This is a genomic window from Variovorax ureilyticus, assembly GCF_037889935.1.
Classification (GTDB): Bacteria; Pseudomonadota; Gammaproteobacteria; order Burkholderiales; family Burkholderiaceae_C; genus Variovorax; species Variovorax ureilyticus.
The window spans coordinates 446,608-469,818 of the sequence record NZ_JBBKZU010000005.1; the positions used below are offsets into that span (position 1 = coordinate 446,608).

Here is a 23,211-nt window from a genome sequence, read left to right on the forward strand (position 1 = left end):
CAGCGCGAAGCACAGCGTGGCCATCCGCCGCTTCGACATCGCCTCGCTTGCCACGACCCCTTGGAAGAACGGGGGCGGCGTCACGCGCGAGATCGTGTGCTCGCCGCCGGGCGCAGGCATGGACCGCTTCGACTGGCGCGTCAGCATCGCGACCATCGACCGCCCGGGGCCGTTCTCGGCCTTCGATGGCGTGGACCGCGTGATCATGCTGCTCGACGGCCCGGGCGTGCAGCTCCATTCGGGGGACGGTCGCATCGACCATCGGCTCGATGTGCCGCATGTGCCGTTCGCGTTCGATGGCGCCGTGCCGCTGGATTGCGAACTGCTGGGCGACACGTCGGCAGATTTCAACGTGATGTCGAGGCGCGAACGACTGCGTGCCGATGTGAATGTGCTGCGCGATCGCGCCGACATCGCAATCGCCGCGCGCGGCCTGCTGCTCGCGCTGCGCGGGTCGTGGCATCTGAACGACCTCGACTGCGAAGCGGGCTCCGGCGTCTGGTGGGACGGCGAGCCGTCGGCATGGCAGGTCGCACCGCGTGAGTCCGGCGCCGCGTTGGTCGCGGTGCGCTTCACCGCATCAGGGAGCTGAATCCTCATGAACCATTGCGTACTCCCCACCGCAGATGGCGTCTGGCGCCATCTGCGCTTCGCGCCCGGTGCACTCGCCGGCGAGCAGGCCATCGAGGGCGATGCAGCCATCGCCGTCGCCGACGGAAAGATCGCCTGGGTCGGCCGCGGCGACGCCGTACCCGAATCGTTCGCCGTGTTGCCGCGTTTCGATGGCCGCGATGCGCTCGTCACGCCGGGCCTCGTCGATTGCCACACGCACCTGGTCTACGGCGGCCAGCGCGCGAACGAATTCGCGATGCGCCTTTCCGGCGCCACCTACGAGGAGGTCGCGAAAGCCGGCGGTGGCATCGTGTCCTCCGTGCGCGCGACTCGCGAAGCGGACGAAGACACGCTCTACGCGCAAGCGGCCCGCCGCCTCGAACAACTGCTCGCCGAGGGCGTCTGTGCGATCGAGATCAAGTCCGGCTACGGCCTCGCCCTCGAACACGAGCGCAAGCAGTTGCGCGTCGCGCGCCGGCTCGGTGAAGCCTACGGCGTGACGGTGCGCACCACCTTCCTCGGCGCGCACGCCTTGCCGCCCGAATACGCCGGCCGGCAAGGCGACTACGTCGAACTCGTCTGCAAGGAGATGCTGCCCGCGCTGGCGTCCGAAGGCCTCGTCGATGCGGTCGACGTGTTCTGCGAACGCATCGCCTTTTCGCTGGAGGAAACCGAGCGCGTCTTCCAGGCCGCGAAGGCGCTGGGGCTGCCGGTCAAGCTGCATGCCGAACAACTGTCGGACATGGGCGGCGCGGCACTCGCGGCGCGCTACGGTGCCTTGTCGTGCGACCACATCGAGCATCTCTCGGCCGAAGGCATCGCCGCGATGCGCGAGGCCGGCACCACGGCCGTGCTGCTGCCCGGCGCCTACTACACGCTGCGCGACACGCACCTGCCGCCGATCGAGGCCTTGCGCGCTGCAGGCGTCCCGATGGCCGTTTCCACCGACCACAACCCGGGCACCTCGCCTGCGCTGAGCCTATTGCTGATGGCCAACATGGCCTGCACGTTGTTCCGCCTCACGGTGCCCGAGGCGATCGCCGGCATCACGCGGCACGCGGCGCGCGCACTGGGCCTGCAAGACACGCATGGCGTGATCGGCGTCGGTCGGCCCGCCAACTTCGTGCTGTGGCAACTGCGCGATGGCGCGGAGCTGGCGTACTGGTTCGGCCAGCAGCCCGAGCGCACCATCGTCCGCCAGGGCCGTATCGTGAAGAAGGAGGTCGCCGTTGCCTGACGCCGCACATCGCCTCTTCGCGGCCGATGCCCTGCTGCCCACCGGCTGGGCGCGCGACGTTCTGCTCGAATGGGACGACACGGGCAAGCTGTCGACCGTCACACCCGGCATCGATGCGAAGGGCGACACGCCGCGCGCCGCCGGCCCGGTGCTGCCCGGCATGCCCAACCTGCATTCGCACGCCTTCCAGCGCGCATTCGCCGGCCTCACCGAATTCCGCGGCGAGGCGCAGGACAGCTTCTGGAGCTGGCGCACGCTGATGTACCGCTTCGCTGCGAGGATCTCGCCCGAGCAGGTCGAGGCGATCGCGACCTGGCTCTACATCGAGATGCTCGAAGCGGGCTACACGTCGGTGTGCGAGTTCCACTACCTGCATCACGACGCCGACGGCCGGCCGTATGCCGATGACGCCGAACTCTCGCTCGCGCTGCTGCGCGCGGCCAAACGCGCGGGCATCGGGCTCACCTTGCTGCCCGTCCTCTACCAGACCAGCGGCTTCGGCGGACTCGCGCCGAGCGAAGGCCAGCGGCGCTTCATCCGGTCGACCGAATCGATGCTGCGCCTTCTGGAGCGGCTGCGTCCGGCGTGCGAAGCGCAAGGCGCGCACCTTGGCCTTGCGCCGCATTCGCTGCGCGCCGTGTCGCCCGAAGGGCTGCGCGATGCGCTGGCGGGGCTCGACGCGATCGACCCTTGCGCGCCGGTCCACATCCACATCGCCGAGCAGACCGCCGAGGTCGATGCGTGCCTCGCCTGGAGCGGCCAGCGGCCGGTCGCATGGCTGCTCGACCATGCGCCGGTCGATGCGCGTTGGTGCCTGGTCCATGCCACGCACATGGATGCCGACGAATACCGGCGCGCCGCGGCCAGCGGTGCGGTCGCGGGCCTGTGCCTGACCACCGAGGCGAATCTCGGCGACGGGATCTTCGACTTCAGCGCATGGCGCGAAGCCGGCGGCCGCTGGGGCGTGGGCTCCGACAGCCATGCCTGCGTGAACGCGGCCGAGGAACTGATGATGCTGGAGTACGGCCAGCGCCTTTCTCTGCGCCAGCGCAATGTCGGCGCCGATGCTGCGCATCGCGAGGTCGCGACCGCGCTGACGCTTTCGGCGGTGCAAGGCGGCGCGCAGGCCGCAGGCCGCGCCATCGGCGGACTCGCGGTGGGCCAGCAGGCCGACTTCGTGGTGCTGGATGCATCGCATGTCGCACTCCAGGCGCTCGACGCGCCGGACATGCTGTCGTCGCACGTGTTCGCGAGCCATCGCAGCTCGGCGCTCGATGCCGTGTACGTCGCCGGGCAGGCGCGCGTGACCGGTGCCCGCCATGCCTCGCATCGCGAAGCCGCATCGGCCTTCGTGGCCGCACGCCGCCAACTTCTCGCCAAGGACTGACCCCCATGCCATTCACCACCACCGAGCCGCCTTTCCGCTTCCGTCGCGGCACGCGGCCCTTGCTGATCTCGATGCCGCATGTCGGCACCCATGTGCCGCCGCAGCTCGCGGCGCGCCTGACCTCCGAGGCGCGTCAGGTGCCCGACACCGACTGGCACCTCGAACGCCTCTACGACTTCGCGGACGAACTGGGTGCGTCGGTGCTGGTCGCGACCCACTCGCGCTACGTGGTCGACCTCAACCGGCCACCGGATGGCGCGAGCCTCTACCCGGGGCAGAGCGTCACCGGCCTGTGTCCTGTCGACACGTTCGACGACACCCCTCTCTATGCCGCGGGCGACGTTCCGGACGACGCCGAGATCGCCGCGCGCCGCGAAGCCATCTGGCAGCCCTATCACAGGCAGCTCGCCGACGAACTCGCGCGCATCAAGGCCGAGCACGGCGTCGCGGCGCTGTGGGACGCGCATTCGATCCGCTCGGTGCTCCCGCGCTTTTTCGAAGGCAAGCTGCCCGACCTGAACCTCGGCACCGCACAGGGGGCGAGTTGCGATCCCGTGCTCGCGCAGACGCTACTCGGCATCGCCAAGGAAGCGACCGGCTTCACGAGCGTGCTCAACGGCCGCTTCACCGGCGGCTACATCACGCGCCATCACGGCCAGCCCGCGCAGGGCGTGCATGCGGTGCAGCTGGAGATGACGCAATGCAGCTACATGCAGGAGGCATTGCCGTTCGACTACCTGCCGGAGGTCGCGGCGCGCATCCAGCCGCATGTGCGGCGAATGCTCGAAGCGGTGCTGCAGTTCGTCGAATCGCGAAGAAAAGGCTGAGGCGCGTGGAGCTGCTCGACGCCATGGCCCGCGAGATCGGGCCCGATCGCGTGCAGACGGGCGATGCGATCCCGCCCCGCCACCAGACCGACTGGAGCGGCGTCGCCCCTGTGCGGCCGCTCGCACTGGTGCGTCCGCGTTCGACGGAAGAGGTCTCGGCCGTCCTGCGCCTGTGCAGTGCGCATCGCGTGCCGGTGGTGCCGCAGGGCGGCCTCACGGGCCTCGCGGGTGCGGCCGTGCCCTGCGCCGATGCGATCGCGCTGTCGCTCGACCGCATGAACGCCATCGAGTCGCTGGATGCGGCCGCAGCCACCATCACCGTGCAGGCCGGCGCCACGCTGGAGGCGGTGCAGCAGGCCGCCGCCGCACACGGCCTGCTGTTCGGCGTCGACCTCGGCGCGCGCGGGTCCTGCCAGATCGGCGGCAACCTCGCCACCAATGCCGGCGGCAACGGCGTGCTGCAGTTCGGGATGATGCGCGAGCAGACGCTGGGCCTCGAAGTCGTGATGGCCGACGGCAGCGTGCTGCCGATGCTGCGGCCCATGATCAAGAACAACACGGGCTACGACCTCAAGCAGTTCTTCATCGGTGCCGAAGGCACGCTGGGCGTGATCACGCGCGCCGTGCTGCGCCTGCATCCCGCGCCGCGAGCGCGGGCGACCACGCTGGTGGCACTGCCCGATTTCGATGCGGCGCTGGCGCTGCTCGGGCGGCTCCAGGCGCGCTTTCCCGGCGCGGTCGCGGCCTTCGAACTGATGTGGCGCGGCTTCGTCGAGACCTCGCTGCGGTGGCAGAAGCTGCGCGAGCCTTTCGAGGCGGCGCATCCCTTCGTCGCGCTGGTCGATGTCGTCGGCGACGACGAGGCCGTATTGCGCGATGCGCTCGAGGGCATTCTGGGCGACGCGATGGAGGACGGGATCACCGCAGATGCGGCCATCGCGCAATCGCACGCCCAGGCGCAGGCGTTCTGGAAGATCCGCGAAGCGACGGCGGAGCTGCCGGTGCACATGCATCCGCCGATCAACCTCGACGTGAGCTTGCCGATGCGCGCGATCGGCCGTTTTGCCGAGGCCTGCCGCGCCGCCTTCGATGCGCGCTGGCCGGCGCACCATTCGCTGTTCTTCGGCCACGTGGGCGACAGCAACCTGCACGTCACGACCGACGGGATTTCGATCGGGGGCGAGGCGGAGGAACTCGAACGCATCGTCTATGCGCAGGTGGCCGCGTTCGGCGGCAGCGTCTCGGCCGAGCACGGCATCGGCCTGCACAAGAAGCCATACCTCGGCGCGAGCCGCACGCCGGCGGAACTGGCCGTCATGCGCGCCATCAAGCAGGCGCTCGATCCGCACCATCTTCTCAACCCCGGCAAGGTCTTCGACAAATGAACGCAACCGTCATCCGCGAACTCGTGCGCCCCGAGGTGCCCTCGCTTCCGCCGTACAACGCGGGTCTGTCGTCCGAGGCCGTCCGGCAGCGCTATGGCGCCTCGCACATCTCGCGTCTCGCGAGCAACGAGAACCCCTATGGCGCGAGTCCGGCGGTGGCAAAGGCGCTCGTGGGTCTCGCGCTGCGTGCAGGCACCTATCCGGATGCGAACTGCACCGCGCTGCGTTCGGCCATCGCGGATCGAACGGGGGCGCGTGCGGAAGAGATCGTGATCGGCAACGGGTCCGAATCCATCCTTCAGATGCTCTGCCAGGCCTTTCTATCGCCCGGCGACCGCGTGCTGACGCAGCGCCCTGCCTTCGGCCTGCACGAGATCTATCCCCGAATGATGGGTGCGCAGGTGGAATTGCTGGCGCTCACGCCGTCGCTCGCATTCGACCTCGATGTGTGGTGCGAGGCTTTGGCGCGCGGCCCGAAGATCGCCATGCTGGCCAATCCGTCGAACCCGGTGGGTTGCATGTTCGATGCGAAGGCCTTCGCGCGCTTGCTCGCAGCCACGCCGGCCGGCACGCTGCTGGTCATCGACGAGGCCTACTACGAGTACGCCCGGCTTGCCAGCGGCTTCCCCGACGCGCTGGCGATGCTGCGCGAGCAGTCGCGTCCCTGGATCGTGCTGCGCACCTTCTCGAAGGCCTGGGGGCTCGCGGCGCTGCGGGTCGGCTACGGCATTGCCTCGGATGCGTCGCTCGTGCAGTGGCTCGACCGTGTGCGCACGCCGTTCAATGTCAACGAGGCGGCACAGGCGGCCGCGCTGGCCGCGTGGGGCGATACCGCTTTCATGGAACAGGCGGTTGCCGAAACGGTCAGGCAGCGCGAGTCGATGGAGCGGGCGCTGCGTGCCCTGGCGGTGCCCGGCTTGCGCATCGCGCCGTCTGCGGCGAACTTCCTCTTCATCGATCTGGCGCGGCCGAACGGGCCGGTCAACGAGGGGCTGCTTGCGCGCGGCATCATCGTCAAGCCTTGGAAGGAGCCGGGCTTCGAGGACTTCATCCGCGTCTCGATTGGCTCTGCAGAGGACAACGCACGCTTCGTGGGCGCGCTGCGCGAGATCCTCGGCGCGTAGCGACAAGACCCCCGACGCGCCCGGCCGGAGGACGCTTTCTACAATCGGGCCCATGAAGCCCATCGCCTACACCCGCGCCCAGAAGCTGCCCGAGATCCTCGCCCAGCGCATCGCCATCCTCGACGGTGCGATGGGCACGATGATCCAGCGCTTCAAGCTCACCGAAGCGCAGTACCGCGGCGAACGCTTCAAGGACTTCCCGCGCGACGTGAAGGGCAACAACGAGCTGCTGTCGCTCACCCGGCCCGACGTGATCCGCGACATCCACGAAGGCTATCTGGCCGCCGGCGCCGACCTCATCGAGACCAACACCTTCGGCGCGACCCGCATCGCGCAGGAGGACTACAAGATGGCCGACCTCGCGCGCGAGATGAACCTCGAATCCGCGAAGCTCGCGCGCGCGGCCTGCGACAAGTTCAGCACGCCCGACAAGCCGCGCTTCGTCGCCGGCGCGCTCGGCCCGACCCCCAAGACCGCGAGCATCAGCCCGGACGTCAACGATCCGGGCGCGCGCAACGTCACCTTCGAGGAACTGCGCGCGTCCTACTACGAGCAGGTCGAGGCGCTGGTGGAAGGCGGCGCGGACGTGCTGCTGGTCGAGACGATCTTCGACACGCTCAACGCCAAGGCGGCCCTGTTCGCGATCGACGAATACTTCGAAGCCAGCGGCGAGCGCCTGCCGATCATCATCAGCGGCACCGTGACCGATGCGTCCGGCCGCATCCTCAGCGGCCAGACCGTGACCGCTTTCTGGCACAGCGTGCGCCATGCGCAACCGCTGGCGATCGGCCTGAACTGCGCGCTCGGCGCGGCGCTGATGCGGCCCTACATCCAGGAGCTCGCGCGCGTCGCGGGCGATACCTTCATCAGCTGCTACCCCAACGCCGGCTTGCCCAACCCGATGAGCGAGACCGGCTTCGACGAAACGCCGGACGTGACCTCGCGCCTCTTGCACGAGTTCGCGGCCGAAGGGCTGGTCAACATCGTGGGCGGCTGCTGCGGAACGACGCCCGAGCACATCGCGGCCATCGGGCAGGCGGTCTCCCCAGTGCCGGGGCGCAAGCTGAACGCGGCCGGCTTCTACCGCGAAGCGGCCTGAGGCGAAGGCTTGCGCATCCGCTCCCGGCATGTGAAGCCGAGGTGAAGAGGCTTTCCAAACGTTGACGCAGGTGCACGACGGGAAGCGCCCCGCCGTTGTCGATCAACGGCCGTGTCCGATTGACACCGCCGACGCGGCCCACCTAACCTGACCCGCAAAGGATTCCCATACATGCAGAAACAGACTTGGCGATGGATCGGCACTTGCGCCATCGCGCTCTCGCTTCCGCTGGCCGCAGCGGCGCAGCAGGCTTTCACGCGGGGCAGCGTCAACCTTCGGGCCGGCCCTTCGAGCTCCTATCCGCTCGTCGCGGTACTCGCCCCGGGCCAGCCGCTCCAAGTGATGGGGTGCACCGCCGGCTACGGCTGGTGCGACATCGTGCTGTCGGACGGCCTTCGCGGCTGGGCCTATGCGGGCAGCCTCGACTACGCCTATGAAGAGCAGCATCTGCCGCTGGCGACCTACGGCGCGGTGATCGGCGTGCCGATCGTCACCTTCGCGATCGGCAGCTATTGGGGCGACTACTACCGCGATCGCCCCTGGTACGGCCAGCCTCGTTGGTGGGGCGGCAGGCCGCCACCGCCGCCGGTGACGGGATGGCGCCCGTTGCCGGCGCCTGTTCCTGCATGGCGACCGAATCCCTGGCCGGGGCCCGGCTATCACCCGCCCGCGGGCGCGAGGCCGCCGGCTGCGGCCTTCCGGCCTCCGCAGCCGGTGGGGATCCGTCCTCCGGTGGATCCGGGGCACCGCCCGCCGTCACCGCCTGCGGGGATACGGCCACCGGCGCCGGATCACGGCTTCCGTCCGGGTGGACCCGGCCGTCCGGACTGGAACGCGGGCCGGCCGCGGGGCGAACAAGGGGGCGGATACGGCCGTAGCGGCGGTGACCAGGGCAATCATCGCGGACACGGCGAGGGCGGAGGCGGGGGCCGCGGCGATCACGGCGGCGGCAACGACCGCGGCCAGGGGCGCGGCCACGGCGACCGCTGACGCGCGGCCTCAGTCCTTCTTGCGCGCGATCAGCTCCACGAAGCGCTGCGCACCCAGCCCCAGCGGGCGTTCGCGCGACCACACGACGTCGACCCACAGGTCGATCCCGTTCGAGAGGTTCTCGAAGGGGATCTCGACGAGCGCACCCGCCGCGACATGCGGCCGCGCGAAGTTGCGCGGCAGCCAGCCCCAGCCGAGCCCTGCGGTGATCAGGCTCAGCGCCGCGAGCGCGTTGTCGGTGCGCCAGACGTGCCGCGCGAAGACGAAGCGCGGATCGCTGGTCGCGAGGTCCCGCCCCGCGACCACGATCTGGCGCGTGGTCGTCAGGTGCGCCTCGCGCAGCCGGCCGCCGGCGGCAGCCAGCACCGGATGGTCAGGCGCCATGACCGCGACCATGGTGTCGTTGGCGACTTCCTGAAAGCCCTCGCGACCGTCGAGGCTGGGCCGCTCGAAGACCAGCGCGAGCTGCGCCCGCCCGCTGTGCAGCAGCGCCAGCGCGTCGGCCTGCGGAGCGGCGAGCACCTCGACCTCCAGCAGCGGGTACTGCTGCGCCAGGGCCGCCAGGGCGCCGCTCCACGGGGCGGCGAGCAGCTCGGGGGCAATGGCGAGCGTCAGGCGGCTTTCGAGCCCCTGCGTCAGGGCGAGCGCCTGCACCTGCAACTGCTTGAGCTGCGCCGCAAGCAGCCGTGCCTGCGGCTCCAGCGAACGCGCGGCGGCGGTCGGCTGCGGCTCGCGGCCGCTGCGGTCGAAGAGCTGGAGATCCAGCTCCGCCTCGACGTTGGCGATCGCCATGCTGACCGCCGAGGGCACCCGGCCGAGCGCGCGTGCGGCGGCCGAGAACGAGCCGTGGTCGATCACTGCCAGGAAGACTTCCACGTTCTCGCTCGAAAAGCTCATTGCGGCATCTTTCAATAAAACTGAAAGAAGATGACTTTATATGTCAGTCTCCAGAACATAAAGTCCAGCCCAACAGCCATCACACAGGATCGATTTCATGCAAGGGCTCAAGCGTCGCGTGGTCTACATCAGCCTCTACGAAGGCATCGCCATCGTGGCGGCCAGCGCCGGCCTGTCGCTGATGTCAGGCCAGGGGATGGGCCATTCGGGCGTGGTCGCGGTGATCGCGTCGGTCATCGCGGTGCTGTGGAACCTCAGCTTCAATGCCCTGTTCGAGCGCTGGGAATCGCGCCAGGCGGTGCGCGGCCGCAGCGTCAGGCGCCGGATCGCGCATGCGATCGGCTTCGAGGGCGGGCTCGTCGCCTTCCTGGTGCCGGTCTTCTCGTGGTGGCTGGACGTCAGCCTCTGGGAGGCGCTGGTGATGGACCTGGGCCTCGTCGTGTTCTTCCTGATCTACACCTTCGTGTTCAACTGGGTGTTCGACGCGATATTCGGCCTGCCTTCTTCGGCTCAAAGCGGGCGCGGGGAACTCGCTGCCGAGTCGGCCTGAGCGAAGGGGGCGAACATCACGCCCCTGCTGCCTATGCGAAAGAGCCGATCGTGCGCAAATAGCCGCGCCCCGTCGCTCACCTCGGCTGGCAAGCGCGGTAGCGCTTCCAGACGCCTAGAACACTCCAGAAAAAAATCGCTGTCAGCGGTGCTGTTGTGACCCAACCTAGCAAAGCCAGCGCGTCTGTGGATTCTTCCTGATTCTGTGCGCCATAAAAGGCGAGGGCAAAGTCCACCATGCCATCCGTGATGGGAAGTGGAACTTGCAGTTCGAGCCATAGCCGAGTCAGCCAAATGGACGAAACCGCAACCGCTAAAAGAAACAGCAAGAGTTTTGCGGCTCTTTTCATTTGACGGTCAGGATTCCATAGGCCTGGAACCGCGCTCCGGGACCTCGAGCGTTTGCGACGCGAGCAACATCCGCCTGAGAAGAGAAAAATCGCTTGCATTCTCCAGCGTTACGCACCCCTGGCTCAGCCCTTGGATGCCCTTCGGATGCAGCCGGAACTGCCCCCGTTCCACCTGATCGCAGAAAGTGGCATCGTCAATTTTTAGATCGTCGGCAAGAAGAGCAAACCATTCATGCTTGCCCTTCAAGTAGTCCAGGACTGGACCCAATCGTCCGCCCGTCGGACGATCCACAATGAAGTACCGTCCTTTCGGAATTGGCCCAAGCCTCGGAGCGCAATGAAATTGCGGCTTGTTGCGATAAGCCTCCTGGCCGGAAAATGCTTTGAATCGCATCGAGCCTGCGCTGAGTTCTGAAAATTCCTTGCCGTTCAATTCAAATGATAGATTCATAAGAGCTCCCTTTTTGAATAATCCGTGATTGCCCGCCTTGAGCGCATTTCTTGGCGATCGTAGCATCGCCGCCGTCGACGGATCAATTGCATTGATTTTCAATTTCAATTGATTGTCAAATTCCGCTGCGGGGAAATTGATCTGGTGCTCAGAAGCCGCTGGAGGGGCTGACAGCGCTCTCAGCGAGGGCATCTACTAAAATCTACGGCCCCAAGGAGCGTTGCAGCGCTGACCTCCTCGCAGAAGGCGAGGTACGTCGCGTCAGGCTTGGGAGACTCACCGCTTCGTGAGCTATGCGCAACGACGCTCGCCTGACCTTTCTCCGCAGGTGAGCCATGTCTTCCGTTTCCTCTTCCATCCTCGTTCCCCCCATGAAGCTCTCCGGCCTGGAGCCGGTGCGCATCGGGGAGGGCGCGCTGTTCGTCAACATCGGCGAGCGCACCAACGTCACCGGTTCCAAGGCCTTCGCGCGGATGATCCTCAACGGCCAGTTCGAGGATGCGCTGGCCGTCGCGCGCCAGCAGGTCGAGAACGGCGCGCAGGTGATCGACATCAACATGGACGAGGCCATGCTCGACAGCAAGGCTGCGATGGTGCGCTTCCTCAACCTGATCGCGAGCGAGCCGGACATCGCGCGCGTGCCGATCATGATCGACAGCTCCAAGTGGGAGGTGATCGAAGCCGGCCTGCGCTGCATCCAAGGCAAGGGCATCGTCAATTCGATCAGCATGAAGGAGGGCGTGGAGTCCTTCAAGCACCAGGCCCGCCTCCTGCGGCGCTACGGCGCGGCGGCGGTGGTGATGGCCTTCGACGAGAAGGGCCAGGCCGACACCTTCGAGCGCAAGACCGAGATCTGCGAGCGCGCCTACCGCATCCTGGTGGACGAGGTCGACTTCCCGCCCGAGGACATCATCTTCGACCCGAACATCTTCGCGATCGCCACCGGCATCGAGGAGCACAACAACTACGCCGTCGACTTCATCGAGGCCACGCGCTGGATCAAGGAGAACCTGCCGGGCGCGAAGGTGTCGGGCGGCGTGTCGAACGTGAGCTTCAGCTTCCGCGGCAACGACCCGGTGCGCGAGGCGATCCACACCGTGTTCCTCTATCACGCGATCAAGGCGGGCATGGACATGGGCATCGTCAACGCCGGCATGGTCGGGGTCTACGACGACCTCGAACCCGAGCTGCGCGAGCGTGTGGAGGACGTGGTGCTCAACCGCCGCTCCGATGCGGGCGAGCGCCTCGTCGAAGTGGCGGAAAGCGCCAAGAGCGGCGCCAAGGACGAGAGCAAGAAGCTCGAATGGCGCGGCACGCCGGAGCACCCGGTGCCGGTGGCGCAGCGCCTGTCGCACGCGATGGTGCATGGCATCACCGACTTCATCGTCGAGGACACCGAGGAGGCCTACCAGGCGACGATCGCCAAGGGCGGACGCCCGCTGCACGTGATCGAGGGGCCGCTGATGGACGGCATGAACATCGTGGGCGACCTGTTCGGCCAGGGCAAGATGTTCCTGCCGCAGGTGGTGAAGTCGGCGCGCGTCATGAAGTCGGCCGTGGCTCACCTCATCCCCTACATCGAGGAGGAGAAGCGCCAGGACGAAGCCGCGGGCCGCGACGTGCGCACCAAGGGCAAGATCATCATCGCCACCGTGAAGGGCGACGTGCACGACATCGGCAAGAACATCGTGACCGTCGTGCTTCAGTGCAACAACTTCGAGGTGGTGAACATGGGCGTGATGGTCCCGTGCCACGAGATCCTCGCGCGTGCGAAGGTCGAGGGCGCGGACATCGTGGGCCTCTCGGGCCTGATCACGCCGAGCCTCGAGGAGATGCAGTACGTGGCCGGCGAGATGCAGAAGGACGACCACTTCCGCGTGCGCAAGATCCCGCTCCTGATCGGCGGCGCGACCACCAGCCGCGTGCACACCGCGGTCAAGATCGCGCCCAACTACGAAGGCCCGGTCGTCTATGTGCCCGACGCCTCGCGCAGCGTGAGCGTGGCGCAGTCGCTGCTGTCGGAGCAGGCGGCCAGCTACATCGACGAGATCAACGCCGACTACGAGAAGGTGCGGCAGCTGCATGCCAACAAGAAACAGGTGCCGCTGTGGCCGCTCGCGAAGGCGCGCGCCAACAAGACGCCGATCGACTGGTCCGGCTACGTGCCGCCGGTGCCGAAGTTCACCGGCCGCCGCGTGTTCCGCAATTTCGATCTGACCGAACTCGCGAAGTACATCGACTGGGGACCGTTCTTCCAGACCTGGGATCTTGCAGGCCCGTTCCCCGCGATCCTCAAGGACGAGATCGTCGGCACCGAGGCCGTGCGCGTGTACGGCGACGGCCAGCGCATGCTCAAGCGGCTGATCGAAGGCCGCTGGCTCACCGCGAGCGGCGTGGTCGGCTTCTGGCCGGCGAACACGGAGAACGATGACGACATCGTGCTCTACACCGACGAGTCGCGCACCGAAGCCGCGCTCACCTGGTGGGGCCTTCGCCAGCAGACCGAGAAGCAGATGATCGACGGCGTGATGCGCCCGAGCCGCTGCCTGGCCGACTTCGTCGCGCCGCGCGAAAGCGGGCTCAAGGACTACGTCGGCATGTTCGCGGTGACGGCCGGCATCGGCGTCGACAAGAAGGAGAAGTACTTCGTCGACGACCTCGACGACTACTCGGCGATCATGCTCAAGGCGCTCGCCGACCGGCTGGCCGAGGCCTTCGCCGAGGCGATGCACCACCGCGTGCGGACCGACCTCTGGGGCTACGCACCCGACGAGTCGCTCGGCAACGACGAGATGATCGCCGAGAAGTACCGCGGCATCCGCCCGGCGCCGGGCTACCCGGCCTGCCCCGACCACAGCGTGAAGAAGCCGATGTTCGAGCTGCTGAACTGCGCCGACATCGGCATGACGCTCACCGAAAGCCTGGCGATGATGCCGGCTGCGAGCGTGAGCGGCTTCTACCTGAGTCATCCCGACGCGACCTACTTCAACGTCGGCAAAATCGGGCACGACCAGTTGCAGGACCAGGCCGCTCGCCGCGAAGAAAGCGAAGCGGACCTGGAACGGCTGCTGGCGCCGAACCTCGGATGACCCCCAGCCTCGCCCACTTCGTGTGGCTCGGACACCCCCTTCCAGGGTGCAATACCGGCGGCCCGGCGGAGCCGGCTCCGCGGTATTTCGCGAACGGGCCTGGCTGCGCCGGCCCGAGGGGTAGTTCGGCGCTTTCGCCCCAGGTGCGCACGGCCTCGGGGCGAGCCCAATGACCAAATTGGTGTTTGCGGTCGCGCACTATGCGGCGCTGGCCGTCTTCGTCGCGAGTTGCTGGGGCTTCGGGCGGGCGGTGCTCGCGCGCTTCGGCGCGCCGGCGCGCAGCGACGTCTGGCTCGAGGCGGCGATGGCCGTCACGACCGGCATCGGGATCTTCATCTGCGTCTTCCAGGCCTTCGGGATCGTCGGCTGGTTCACGTCCGCGGTCGTCTGGGCCATGGTCGCGCTCGGCGTCGGCCTGGCGATTGCGCAGCTGCCGGCATGGCTGCGCCAGGTGCGCACGCGCGAGGTGCCGCCGTCGCTGTCCTGGCTCGAGAAGATGGGGATGATCGCCCTCGCACTGCTCGGCGTCATGACGCTGGCCGCGCCGCTCGCGCCGCCGGCCGTGTTCGACGAGCTGATGTACCACCTGCCGTATGCCCGCGAAGTCGCCCAGAGCGGCAGGCTCGGCATCTACGAGTGGTTGCGCTATCCCTGGTTTCCGTACAACTACAACCTGCTCTATGCCGGTGCGCTGATGGTCGGCAACGGCAACGATGTGTTCCCGCACCTGCTCAATGCGCTCGCGGGCTGGACCTCGGTGCTGATCGTCTACCGGCTCGGCGTCATGCACATCAATCGCGTGGTGGCCTGCGCGGGTGCGGCGATCTGGCTCGGCATGGGCGACTACACGGGCGCGCTCATCGACACCAGCGTCGCGCTGCTGGTGCTCGCCGCCTGCGCGGCGCTGTGGTGGTGGCGCGAATCGCCGCCGCCCCAGGGCGCGCGCTGGCTCGGGCTCGCGGCGTTCTTCCTCGGCATCGCGGTCGGCTCGAAATACCAGGCGCTGACGGTGCTGCCGCTCGTGGGCGTTTTCGTTCTCTGGCACGAGCGCCGTCCGCGCGTGCTGGGGTCGGCGCTGCTCTGCTTCCTGATCCCCTGCATCTACTGGTATGCGCGCAACGCGATCATGACCGGCGATCCCTTCAACCCCATCGGCGCGCGCGTGTTCGGCTTCACCAACTGGAACGCCGCGGACTACCGCCAGCAACTGCAGGACGTGCGCGACCACGCCTCGCTGCCGACTCCGCTGATCTGGGCGGTGCTGGCCGTGCCCTTCAGCGCGCACTGGAAGCGCTCCGCCGCGTTGCGTGCCGCGACGGTGTTCTGCATCTATTCGCTGTTCGTCTGGACCCTGACTTCGCGCTATCCGCGCTACCTGGTTCCCGCATTTCCGATGCTGGCGCTGACCGCCGCCGTGGGATGGCAGACGGTGTTCGGCGGCATCGCCGCCAAGTTGCGCCGGACGATGCCCGAGCGCGACCGCAGCGGGGGGCTCGACCGGGCGGGCCGGTGGCTCGCCATCCTGTTGCTGGTGGCCGGGGTCGGCATCGTCTTTCACAAGACGAGCGAGAGGGTGTCGATGATCGCGACCACGCCCGAACAGCGCGAAGCGTTCCTGCGCAAGAACGTGCCGGGCTATGCGGTGATGAACTACCTGCGCGAGCATGCGACGGGCCGCGTCTACCAGATCGCGCTGAGCGAGGCGACCTACTACGGCCCGAGCCCGGTCTGGGGCGACGCGCTCGGGCCATGGCGCTACTCGGACTTCATCATCTTCCCGCCCGCGGACTACGCCCGGAAGTTGGCCCAGCAAGGCTTCGAGGCGATTGCAGTGTCGCTGCCGACGGCGTCCTACCTGGAGGCGCAGCCCGGCTTTCGCGAGCAGTTCGCCCTGATCTACGAAAAAGACAATGCCAAGGCCTACCGCATCCGCCAATATCGAAATGACCGAGCACCCTGAAATGCCCCCGCTGCAGGGACCGCTGCGCATTGCCGCCGTGATCCCGTGCTTCAACGAGGCGCTGGCGATCGGTCAGGTGATCGACGAATTCCGCGCGGCGCTGCCCGATGCGGAGATCCATGTCTTCGACAACAACTCCACCGACGACACCGCGGCCGTCGCGCGCGCGCATGGCGCGTTCGTCACCCACGTCGTCCTGCGCGGCAAGGGCAACGTCGCGCGCCGCATGTTCGCGGATGTGGAGGCCGACATCTACGTCATGGTGGACGGCGACGCCACCTACGACCTGAGCGGCGTGCGCGGCCTCATCGACCGGATGATCGACGGCAACCTCGACATGGTGGTCGGCTCGCGCGTGGACGCGGGCGACGACGCGCAAACCTACCGCCGGGGCCATCGCTTCGGCAACCGCCTGCTGACCGGCGCGGTCGCGGGCCTATTCGGCGGGCACCTGAAGGACATGCTGTCGGGCTACCGCGTCTTCTCGCGGCGCTACGCGAAGTCCTTCCCCGCGGTGTCGAAGGGCTTCGAGATCGAGACCGAGCTGACGGTGCACGCGCTCGAGCTGCGCATGCCCTTCGCGGAAGTGCCGGGGCTCTACCGCTCGCGCCCGGAAGGCTCCGAAAGCAAGCTGTCGACCTACCGCGACGGCTGGCGCATCCTGCGCACGATCTTCAAGCTGTTCGTGAGCGAACGACCGCTGCTGTTCTTCAGCAGCGTGGCGGCCGTGCTGGTTCTGATCTCGCTCGTGCTGGCCGAGCCGCTGGTCGTCACCTACCTCGAGACGGGCCTCGTTCCGCGCCTTCCGACCGCGGTGCTCGTCACGGGCACGATGCTGATGGCGATGCTGTCCTTCGTCTGCGGCATCGTGCTGCACACCGTGACCATCGGGCGGCAGGAGGCCAAGCGGCTGCGCTACCTCGCGATCCCGGGGGTGCGGAATCGGGCCCTGCCGTGAGGATCGGCAAGGAGTTCCTGTCGTTCGTGGTCGTCGGTGCGATCGGCTTCGTCGTCGACGTGGGCGTGCTGTACGTCGCCTCGCCGCATCTGGGCTGGTACGGCGGGCGCGTGTTGTCCTGGACCGCCGCCGCGACGGCGACCTGGCTGCTGAACCGGCACTTCACCTTCCGCGCGCGGCGCTCAGGCGCCTCGATCGCGCGCGAATACCTGCACTACATGCTGACGATGCTCGGCGGCGCGCTGGTCAACTACGCGGCCTACGTGCTCACGCTGCACTGGGTGGGCGGCTCATGGGGGCCGGCGCTCGGCGTCGCGGCTGGAAGCTGCGCTGGGCTGGTGGTGAACTTCGCCTCGGCCCGGTACCTGGTGTTCCGGGCCGCGCGCGAGCACTGAGCAGACAGAGAGAGGGGCGCCTCAGTGCGCGCCCGACGCCACCACCGGCACTTCGGTCGCCGGCGGCGTGTTGCGGCTGCGGCCGCAGCGCACGATGCCGTCGATCATCACCATGCCCACGCCGGGGATGTCGCCGAGCTGCACGCTCTCCAGCAGGGTCTTGCCGGCAGTGTGCTGCGCGCGGTCCATGAACACGAAGTCCGCATCGCGCCCCGGCTCGATCAGGCCGCAGTTCAGATGGCGCATGCGCGCCGTGTTGCCGGTGGCGAAGCAGAACACCAGCTCGGCCGGAATGTTCGCGAACGACGAGATCAGCGAGACCATCCGCAGGATGCCCAGCGGCTGCACGCCTGAGCCCGCAGGGCCGTCGGTGCCGAGGATCACGCGGTGCGGGCACTTCAGCTCGATCGCGGCCCGGGCCGCCGCGATCGCGGTGCGCTCGTTGCCGTTGTGCACGATCTCGATGCCGCGCGTGCTCTTCTCGCACAGCTCGCACACATGCGCCTCGGGCAGCGAGGTGTGGCCGCCGTTGATGTGGCCGATGATGTCGGCGTCGGCTTCCAGCACCGTGTCCTTGTCGATGTAGCCCGAGCCCGGGACCGACGGCCCGCCGGTGTGGATGGTGCTCTGGATGCCGTACTTGCGCGCCCAGGCGACCATCTCCTTGGCCTCGTAGCCGGCCTTCACCGTGCCCAGGCCCACTTCGCCGAGCAGGCCCACGCCGGCTTCGGCCAGCTCCTTGAAGTCGCTCTCGACCATGCCTTTCTCGATGACCGGCGCGCCGGCCAGAACCTTCACGCCGGCCGGGCGGAAGGCATCGAAGGCGCGCTGCGCGGTGATCGCCAGCGCCTTCAGGCCCACGATGTCCTTGGGCCGGCCGGGGTAGTGCACTTCGCCGGCGGAGATCATCGTCGTCACGCCGCCGTTCAGGCTCGACTCGATCCAGTTGAGCTGGCTCTGGCGCGGCGTCCAGTCGCCAGCGACCGGGTGCACGTGACTGTCGATGAGGCCCGGCGCGACGCAGGTCTTCTTCGCGTCGATGACGGTCCTGGCGCCCTCGGTGTCGCAGTCCTTCTCCTTGCCGACCGCGACGATCAGCCCGTCGTTCACGACGATCGTGTCGGCATCGAGGATGGGCTTGTCGATGTCGCCCGACAGCAGCAGACCTATGTTCCGGATGACGACCTTGCCTGACTTTGCGGCGCTTGCGACTTCTGCCATGTCAGGACTCCCGCCGGGCCGCCCCCAGGGAGGCCTGCGCCCCCCTGGGGGGCTGCGAACGCATGTGAGCTTTGGGGGTCATATCTGCCTTTTGGTGGGGTGGTTCTGCGGATTCGTCGGAAGCCCCGGCATCGACGGTGCGCAGCACCGCCTCGATCACGAAGTCTTCCCAGTGCGCGACGGCATCAGGCGTTTCCAGCGGCTCGCCGAGGAAGGCGGTGAGCGTGTGCCGGTTCGACATGTAGAAATAGCCCGTCGAGGCGATGAGCAGGTAGAGGTCGCGCGGCGACACGTCGGCGCGGAACAGGCCCTGCGCGACGCCGCTGGCCATGATCTCGCCAATGATCGAAATCGCCTGCGACGAATATTCGCGCGCGCGCAGCGACTTCGCGATGTGCCGGCCCTTGTGCAGGTTCTCGGTGTTGAGAAGCGTGACGAAGTCGGGGTTCTTGCGGTAGTAGCCCAGCACGAAGCGGGTCAGCGCGGTGAGGGCCTCCACCGGCCGCGAGGCGTCGAGCGCCAGGGCGGCCTCGGCCTCGTCCATGCGCCGGTAGATGCCTTCGAGCACCGCAATGAAGAGGCCTTCCTTGCTTCCGAAGTAGTAGTAGATCATCCGGTCGTAGGACTTGGCCGCCTGCGAGATCTTCTCGACGCTGCCGCCGTCGTAGCCGTACCTGGCGAATACCTTGGTCGCCGCGCGCAGGATGCTCTCGCGCGTGGCCTGCGCCGCAGCTTCGCGCACGCCGGTGCGGCGCTGCGGCTTGGTGGAAGTGGCCTTGCGCTCGGGCATCAGAGTCAGGAGAGATGAATGCGGCCGCCGCCGGGCCGCCCCAAGGCGAGCCGCGCGCCCCCCTCGGGGGGTGGAGTTACACGCGCGTAGCGCGTGAAAAGCCGGGGGGCTGTCATTTCTCGGCGAAGGCGCGCTCGACGACGTAGTCGCCGGGGGTGCTCGTGTTGCCTTCCTTGAAGCCGCGCCCTTCCAGGATGTGCTTCAGGTCCACCAGCAGCCCGGGGCTGCCGCAGAGCATCACGCGGTCTTCGGCCGGATTGATCGGCGGCAGGCCGAGGTCGTCGGTCAGCTTGTTGCTCTCGATCAGGTCTGTGATGCGGCCCATGTTGCGGAACTCCTCGCGCGTTACCGTCGGGTAGTAGAGCAACTGCTTCTCGATCAGCTCACCGAGGAATTCATGCTTGGGCAGGTGGTCGATCACGAGGTCGTGATAGGCCAGCTCGTCCACCTGGCGCACGCCGTGCACCAGGATGACCTTTTCGTACTTCTCGTACGTCTCGGGGTCGCGGATGATGCTCATGAATGGTGCCAGCCCCGTCCCGGTGCCGAAGAGATACAGGCGCTTGCCCGGCAGCGTGTAGTCGATGAGCAGCGTGCCGGTGGGCTTGCGGCCCACGATGATGGTGTCGCCCACCTGGATGTGTTGCAGGCGCGAGGTCAGCGGGCCTTCTTCCACCTTGATGCTCAGGAACTCGAGGTGCTCCTCGTAGTTCGGGCTCACGATGCTGTAGGCGCGCAGCAGCGGCTTGTTGTTGACCTTCAGGCCGATCATGGTGAAGTGGCCGTTGGAAAAGCGCAGCGCCGGGTCGCGCGTCGTCGTGAAGGTGAACAGCCGGTCGGTCCAGTGATGGACGCTCAACACTCGTTCTTCGCTGAATGCACTCATAAGGGTCGGAAATGGTGAAGGACTGAAAAGAAGCGAACCCTCTATTGTCTGCGACGCTCCGGCAGCTCGCGGGGGACGCTCGCGAAAACACCATTGCAAGCATCGGGCCCGTTTGCTACATTGATCTTCAATGTAGTGTTTGCCACATGAACGTTTAGGGAATGCTACACAAACGTCAGCTTCGACACAAGCGGGTAACGGGCACGTTTGTTGCACTCCCGTCGGCCTGAATTTCACGAGATCCGCGATGACCGAACACACGAAAACAGACGGACTGCCCGGCATGGACCTCCCCGTGATGCCCGACGTCGCCGGCCGCTCGCCGCTGCGCAACGAGAAGATGAGCGCGAGCAAGGTCGAGTGCAACGCCTGCCCGGTGCTGTGCCAGATTTCCGAGGGGCGCACTGGTGCGTGCGACCGCTACGCCAATCGCGAGGGCGTGCTGGTGCGGGTCGATCCGGTCGTGCTGCTGCGCCGCGAGCTGTCGAGCGACACGCCGGTGCTCGTGCCCTTCGCCCAGGCAGGTGCCGACACGGCCGGCGAAGCGGACAAGGAGAAGGCCCCCGACTGGAACGGCGATCTCCTCCACGGCGACGAGGTCTTCGTGACCGGCGTGGGCTCCTCCACCACCTACCCCGACTACAAGCCCGCGCCCTTCATCGTCGGCTCCAAAGCCAACGGCGTCGACATGGTCACGGTGGTCACCGAAGGCATCTTCAGCTACTGCAGCTTCAAGGTGAAGATCGACACCGACCGCTTCCTCGGCCCCGAGCAGGCCAACGTCCGCTACAAGGGCGAGGTGGTCGGCCATGTCACCACGGCCGAGTACGGCTCGCAGATGCTGTCGCTTGGCGGGGTGCACCACCTCACCGGCGGCAGCAAGAAGGAAGGGCGCATGACCGCCGAGCTGATGCAGCTGCTGGGCAACAAGAAGGCGGTCGAATGCGTGATCGACGGCGGCGCGAGCATGGTGATCCAGGCCGGCCGCGCACCGATCGTCAATGGTGTGGAGGAGCAGCGCATGCGCGTGGGCTGCGGCTCGGCGGCCATCGGCATCTTCGCGCGGCAGCTCTTCGGCCATGCGGACGAAGTGGTGGTGGTGGACGACCACATCACCGGCGTGCTCACCGAGCACCAGGCCGGGCGCTGCCTGGACATGCCGGCCTCGGGCATCCGGATGCGCGGGCGCAAGTCCACGCCGGGGCGCTACTTCCAGGTGGCCAACCCCGGCACCGGCTGGGGCGGCACCGACATCAGCGATCCGCTGTCGATCATCGAAGGCTGGGAAGAGGGCGTTGCGCGCCCGGGCCTCAAGCTGCTGATGACCTCGACCACCGGCGAGCACGCGCAGTGGTACGTGCTCGACGAGCAGTTGCGTCCGGTCGAGCAGGAGATGCCGCCAGAGGTGCGCCGCATCGTCGAGCGCATCGGCGAGAACTGCGAGCCGTCGCTGTGCACGGTGCTGTTCCTGGGCGGCGCGGGCGGCAGCCTGCGCGCGGGCGTGACCGAGAACCCGGTGCTGCTCACGCGTGCCATCAAGCAGGCGCTGGTCAACGTGACCTGCGGCGGCGCGCCGGCCTATGTGTGGCCGGGCGGCGGCATCACGGTGATGGTCGACGTGATGCGCATGCCCGACAACAGCTTCGGCACGGTGCCCACGCCGGCGATCGTCGCGCCGATCGAGTTCAGCATGCGCCGTGACGACTACGAGGCGCTCGGCGGCCACATGGAGCATGTGTTCTCGATCGAGCAGGCACTTGCGCGCGGCGCCTGGCACAACGACGGGGCGCCGCTCGCGCGCCAATGGCTGCGCATGGACGCGGCCAATCCCTGGCCGCTCGGCCAGCCCCCAATGCTCGGCTAGATGATGAGCGCCCAACGCACCGCGCTCGACGGCGGCCGCTGGCATCTGAATCACGGTCCCATCGACATCGTGGCGGAAGCGCATGGCGATGCGGCGGAGGTGGCCGCGGCGCACGAACACGCGTGGCAGCGCTTTCGCACGATCCTCGATGAGCTCGTCGGCGAATTGCCGTTGCTGCGCCAGCCTGTCGGCGCCGAATGCGCGCTGCGCGGCCCCATCGCGCAACGCATGTGGCGGGCCTGCGCGCCATTCAGCGCGGGCTTCATCACGCCGATGGCCGCGGTGGCCGGCGCGGTCGCGCAGGAACTCATCGGCTGCTTCGATCGGCCCGGCATCGAGCGCGCCTGGCTCAACAACGGCGGCGACATCGCGCTGCATCTCGCGCCGGGCCATTCAGTGCGCATCGGCCTCTTTGCCGATCTCGCGCGCTTCGACCCGCGCGATACCGGTCCGCTCACGACCGATGGCCAGTTCGAGATCGATGCAGCCATGCCGGTGCGCGGCGTGGCGACCAGCGGCTGGCGCGGGCGCAGCTTCTCGCTCGGCATCGCCGACAGCGTGACCGTGCTCGCCGCCACCGCAGCAGAGGCCGATGCAGCCGCGACCGTCATCGCGAATGCGGTGAACGTCGACGATCCCGGCATCCACCGTCTTCCAGCCAACGAATGCAAGGACGACAGCGACCTCGGCGACCTGCTCGTCACGCGCGATGTCCAGACGCTCGCGCCCGCGCAGGTGCGCCGTGCACTCGATGCGGGCGTCGCGTGCGCGCAGGCCCTGCAGCGTGTGGGCCTCGTGTGGTCGGTGGTGCTGGTTTGCCAGGGGCAATGGCGCATGGTGCAGCCCTTAAGCTCGCAGGGAAAGACGCTGCCGTCGCAGGGAACCCCCACTGGCGCCGGGGGTGCAGTTGGTTCAGTATTTGCTTAACGAAAAGCAGGACTTGTTTTCATGATCGATATACGCCGTGTGTTCACCCAGGTCGAGACCATCCATCACGAGTTCGGCCCCCGCGCCGCAACGCCGCTGGTACGTGGCGCGATCGCCGCGGTGCTGACCAATCCCTTCGCGGGCCGCTACGAGCCCGACATCCTTCCGATGATGAAGCTGCTCGATCCGGTGGGTCTGGACATGGCGCACCGC

The 23,211-nt window shown here is 67.6% G+C and carries 22 protein-coding genes and 1 riboswitch; of the genes, 16 read left to right on the forward strand and 6 right to left on the reverse strand.

Annotated features, from left to right (window positions below):
- Positions 1–16 precede the first annotated feature (16 nt).
- The 8 genes from WKW77_RS14500 to WKW77_RS14535 all read left to right on the forward strand — a co-directional run bounded on the left by WKW77_RS14500 (position 17) and on the right by WKW77_RS14535 (position 8,661).
- Entirely contained in the window at positions 17–592 is a 576-nt protein-coding gene (locus tag WKW77_RS14500) for a HutD/Ves family protein (protein WP_422823191.1), read from the forward strand.
- Positions 593–598: 6 nt separating this feature from the next.
- Positions 599–1,849 carry an imidazolonepropionase gene (hutI, locus tag WKW77_RS14505; RefSeq protein WP_340357541.1) on the forward strand — a complete coding sequence of 417 codons (1,251 nt, stop codon included), beginning with the start codon at positions 599–601 and terminating at the stop codon, positions 1,847–1,849.
- The gene (locus WKW77_RS14510) at positions 1,842–3,236 is read left to right on the forward strand and encodes a formimidoylglutamate deiminase (RefSeq protein ID WP_340357542.1); all 1,395 of its coding nucleotides are present in this window, start codon (positions 1,842–1,844) and stop codon (positions 3,234–3,236) included. The genes hutI and WKW77_RS14510 overlap by 8 nt, the downstream gene beginning before the upstream one ends.
- Before the next feature lie 5 nt (positions 3,237–3,241).
- Complete coding sequence (gene hutG / locus WKW77_RS14515; protein ID WP_340357543.1) at positions 3,242–4,063, forward strand: N-formylglutamate deformylase; 822 nt, start codon at positions 3,242–3,244, stop codon at positions 4,061–4,063.
- A 23-nt stretch (positions 4,064–4,086) separates the two neighbouring features.
- Entirely contained in the window at positions 4,087–5,448 is a 1,362-nt protein-coding gene (locus tag WKW77_RS14520) for an FAD-binding oxidoreductase (protein WP_340357580.1), read from the forward strand.
- Positions 5,445–6,572: a histidinol-phosphate transaminase gene (locus WKW77_RS14525; RefSeq protein ID WP_340357544.1), complete on the forward strand. Its 1,128-nt coding sequence runs from the start codon at positions 5,445–5,447 to the stop codon at positions 6,570–6,572. Before WKW77_RS14520 ends, WKW77_RS14525 begins: the two co-directional genes overlap by 4 nt.
- Positions 6,573–6,624: 52 nt before the next feature.
- Positions 6,625–7,671, forward strand: coding sequence for a homocysteine S-methyltransferase family protein (locus WKW77_RS14530; RefSeq protein WP_340357545.1), 1,047 nt, complete (start codon positions 6,625–6,627; stop codon positions 7,669–7,671).
- A 171-nt stretch (positions 7,672–7,842) separates the two neighbouring features.
- The gene (locus tag WKW77_RS14535) at positions 7,843–8,661 is read left to right on the forward strand and encodes an SH3 domain-containing protein (RefSeq protein WP_340357546.1); all 819 of its coding nucleotides are present in this window, start codon (positions 7,843–7,845) and stop codon (positions 8,659–8,661) included.
- Positions 8,662–8,670: 9 nt separating this feature from the next.
- Here WKW77_RS14535 and WKW77_RS14540 read toward each other — a convergent pair whose 3' ends face one another.
- Positions 8,671–9,558 (reverse strand): LysR family transcriptional regulator, encoded by an 888-nt coding sequence (locus WKW77_RS14540; RefSeq protein WP_340357547.1) that lies wholly within the window; start codon positions 9,556–9,558, stop codon positions 8,671–8,673.
- A 97-nt stretch (positions 9,559–9,655) separates the two neighbouring features.
- Between WKW77_RS14540 and WKW77_RS14545 the strand changes: the two genes are divergently transcribed.
- Positions 9,656–10,108 carry a PACE efflux transporter gene (locus tag WKW77_RS14545; protein WP_340357548.1) on the forward strand — a complete coding sequence of 151 codons (453 nt, stop codon included), beginning with the start codon at positions 9,656–9,658 and terminating at the stop codon, positions 10,106–10,108.
- Positions 10,109–10,184: 76 nt separating this feature from the next.
- On the opposite strand, the gene WKW77_RS14550 is transcribed toward WKW77_RS14545, so the two are convergent.
- Positions 10,185–10,457, reverse strand: a complete 273-nt coding sequence (locus tag WKW77_RS14550) for a hypothetical protein (protein ID WP_340357549.1) — start codon at positions 10,455–10,457, stop codon at positions 10,185–10,187.
- Positions 10,458–10,464: 7 nt separating this feature from the next.
- Positions 10,465–11,100 carry a DUF2778 domain-containing protein gene (locus tag WKW77_RS14555; protein ID WP_340357550.1) on the reverse strand — a complete coding sequence of 212 codons (636 nt, stop codon included), beginning with the start codon at positions 11,098–11,100 and terminating at the stop codon, positions 10,465–10,467.
- Between the two features lie 16 nt (positions 11,101–11,116).
- A riboswitch (S-adenosyl-L-homocysteine riboswitch) is annotated at positions 11,117–11,224 on the forward strand.
- 55 nt (positions 11,225–11,279) lie between these two features.
- Here WKW77_RS14555 and metH point away from each other — a divergent pair.
- From metH to WKW77_RS14575, 4 genes are all read left to right on the forward strand, one after another.
- Positions 11,280–13,997, forward strand: coding sequence for a methionine synthase (gene metH, locus WKW77_RS14560; protein WP_422823192.1), 2,718 nt, complete (start codon positions 11,280–11,282; stop codon positions 13,995–13,997).
- A gap of 169 nt (positions 13,998–14,166) precedes the next feature.
- On the forward strand, positions 14,167–15,957 hold the full coding sequence (locus tag WKW77_RS14565; protein WP_340357552.1) for an ArnT family glycosyltransferase: 1,791 nt from the start codon (positions 14,167–14,169) through the stop codon (positions 15,955–15,957).
- Complete coding sequence (locus WKW77_RS14570; protein WP_340357553.1) at positions 15,941–16,915, forward strand: glycosyltransferase family 2 protein; 975 nt, start codon at positions 15,941–15,943, stop codon at positions 16,913–16,915. The genes WKW77_RS14565 and WKW77_RS14570 overlap by 17 nt, the downstream gene beginning before the upstream one ends.
- Entirely contained in the window at positions 16,912–17,310 is a 399-nt protein-coding gene (locus tag WKW77_RS14575) for a GtrA family protein (RefSeq protein WP_340357554.1), read from the forward strand. The genes WKW77_RS14570 and WKW77_RS14575 overlap by 4 nt, the downstream gene beginning before the upstream one ends.
- A 21-nt stretch (positions 17,311–17,331) precedes the next feature.
- On the opposite strand, the gene WKW77_RS14580 is transcribed toward WKW77_RS14575, so the two are convergent.
- From WKW77_RS14580 to WKW77_RS14590, 3 genes are all read right to left on the reverse strand, one after another.
- On the reverse strand, positions 17,332–18,531 hold the full coding sequence (locus WKW77_RS14580; protein ID WP_340357555.1) for an amidohydrolase family protein: 1,200 nt from the start codon (positions 18,529–18,531) through the stop codon (positions 17,332–17,334).
- A gap of 1 nt (position 18,532) precedes the next feature.
- Positions 18,533–19,321: a TetR family transcriptional regulator gene (locus WKW77_RS14585; RefSeq protein WP_340357556.1), complete on the reverse strand. Its 789-nt coding sequence runs from the start codon at positions 19,319–19,321 to the stop codon at positions 18,533–18,535.
- A 112-nt stretch (positions 19,322–19,433) separates the two neighbouring features.
- Complete coding sequence (locus tag WKW77_RS14590) at positions 19,434–20,207, reverse strand: ferredoxin--NADP reductase (RefSeq protein WP_340357557.1); 774 nt, start codon at positions 20,205–20,207, stop codon at positions 19,434–19,436.
- A gap of 247 nt (positions 20,208–20,454) precedes the next feature.
- Here WKW77_RS14590 and WKW77_RS14595 point away from each other — a divergent pair, with 247 nt between their 5' ends.
- The 3 genes from WKW77_RS14595 to WKW77_RS14605 form a co-directional block, all read left to right on the forward strand.
- A complete protein-coding gene (locus WKW77_RS14595) occupies positions 20,455–22,071 on the forward strand; it encodes a 6-hydroxynicotinate reductase (protein WP_340357558.1) in 1,617 nt (538 codons plus the stop codon).
- Between the two features lie 3 nt (positions 22,072–22,074).
- On the forward strand, positions 22,075–22,998 hold the full coding sequence (locus WKW77_RS14600) for a UPF0280 family protein (RefSeq protein ID WP_340357559.1): 924 nt from the start codon (positions 22,075–22,077) through the stop codon (positions 22,996–22,998).
- 21 nt (positions 22,999–23,019) lie between these two features.
- The coding region (locus tag WKW77_RS14605) for an amino acid synthesis family protein (protein WP_340357560.1) at positions 23,020–23,211 on the forward strand (192 nt) is incomplete at its 3' end.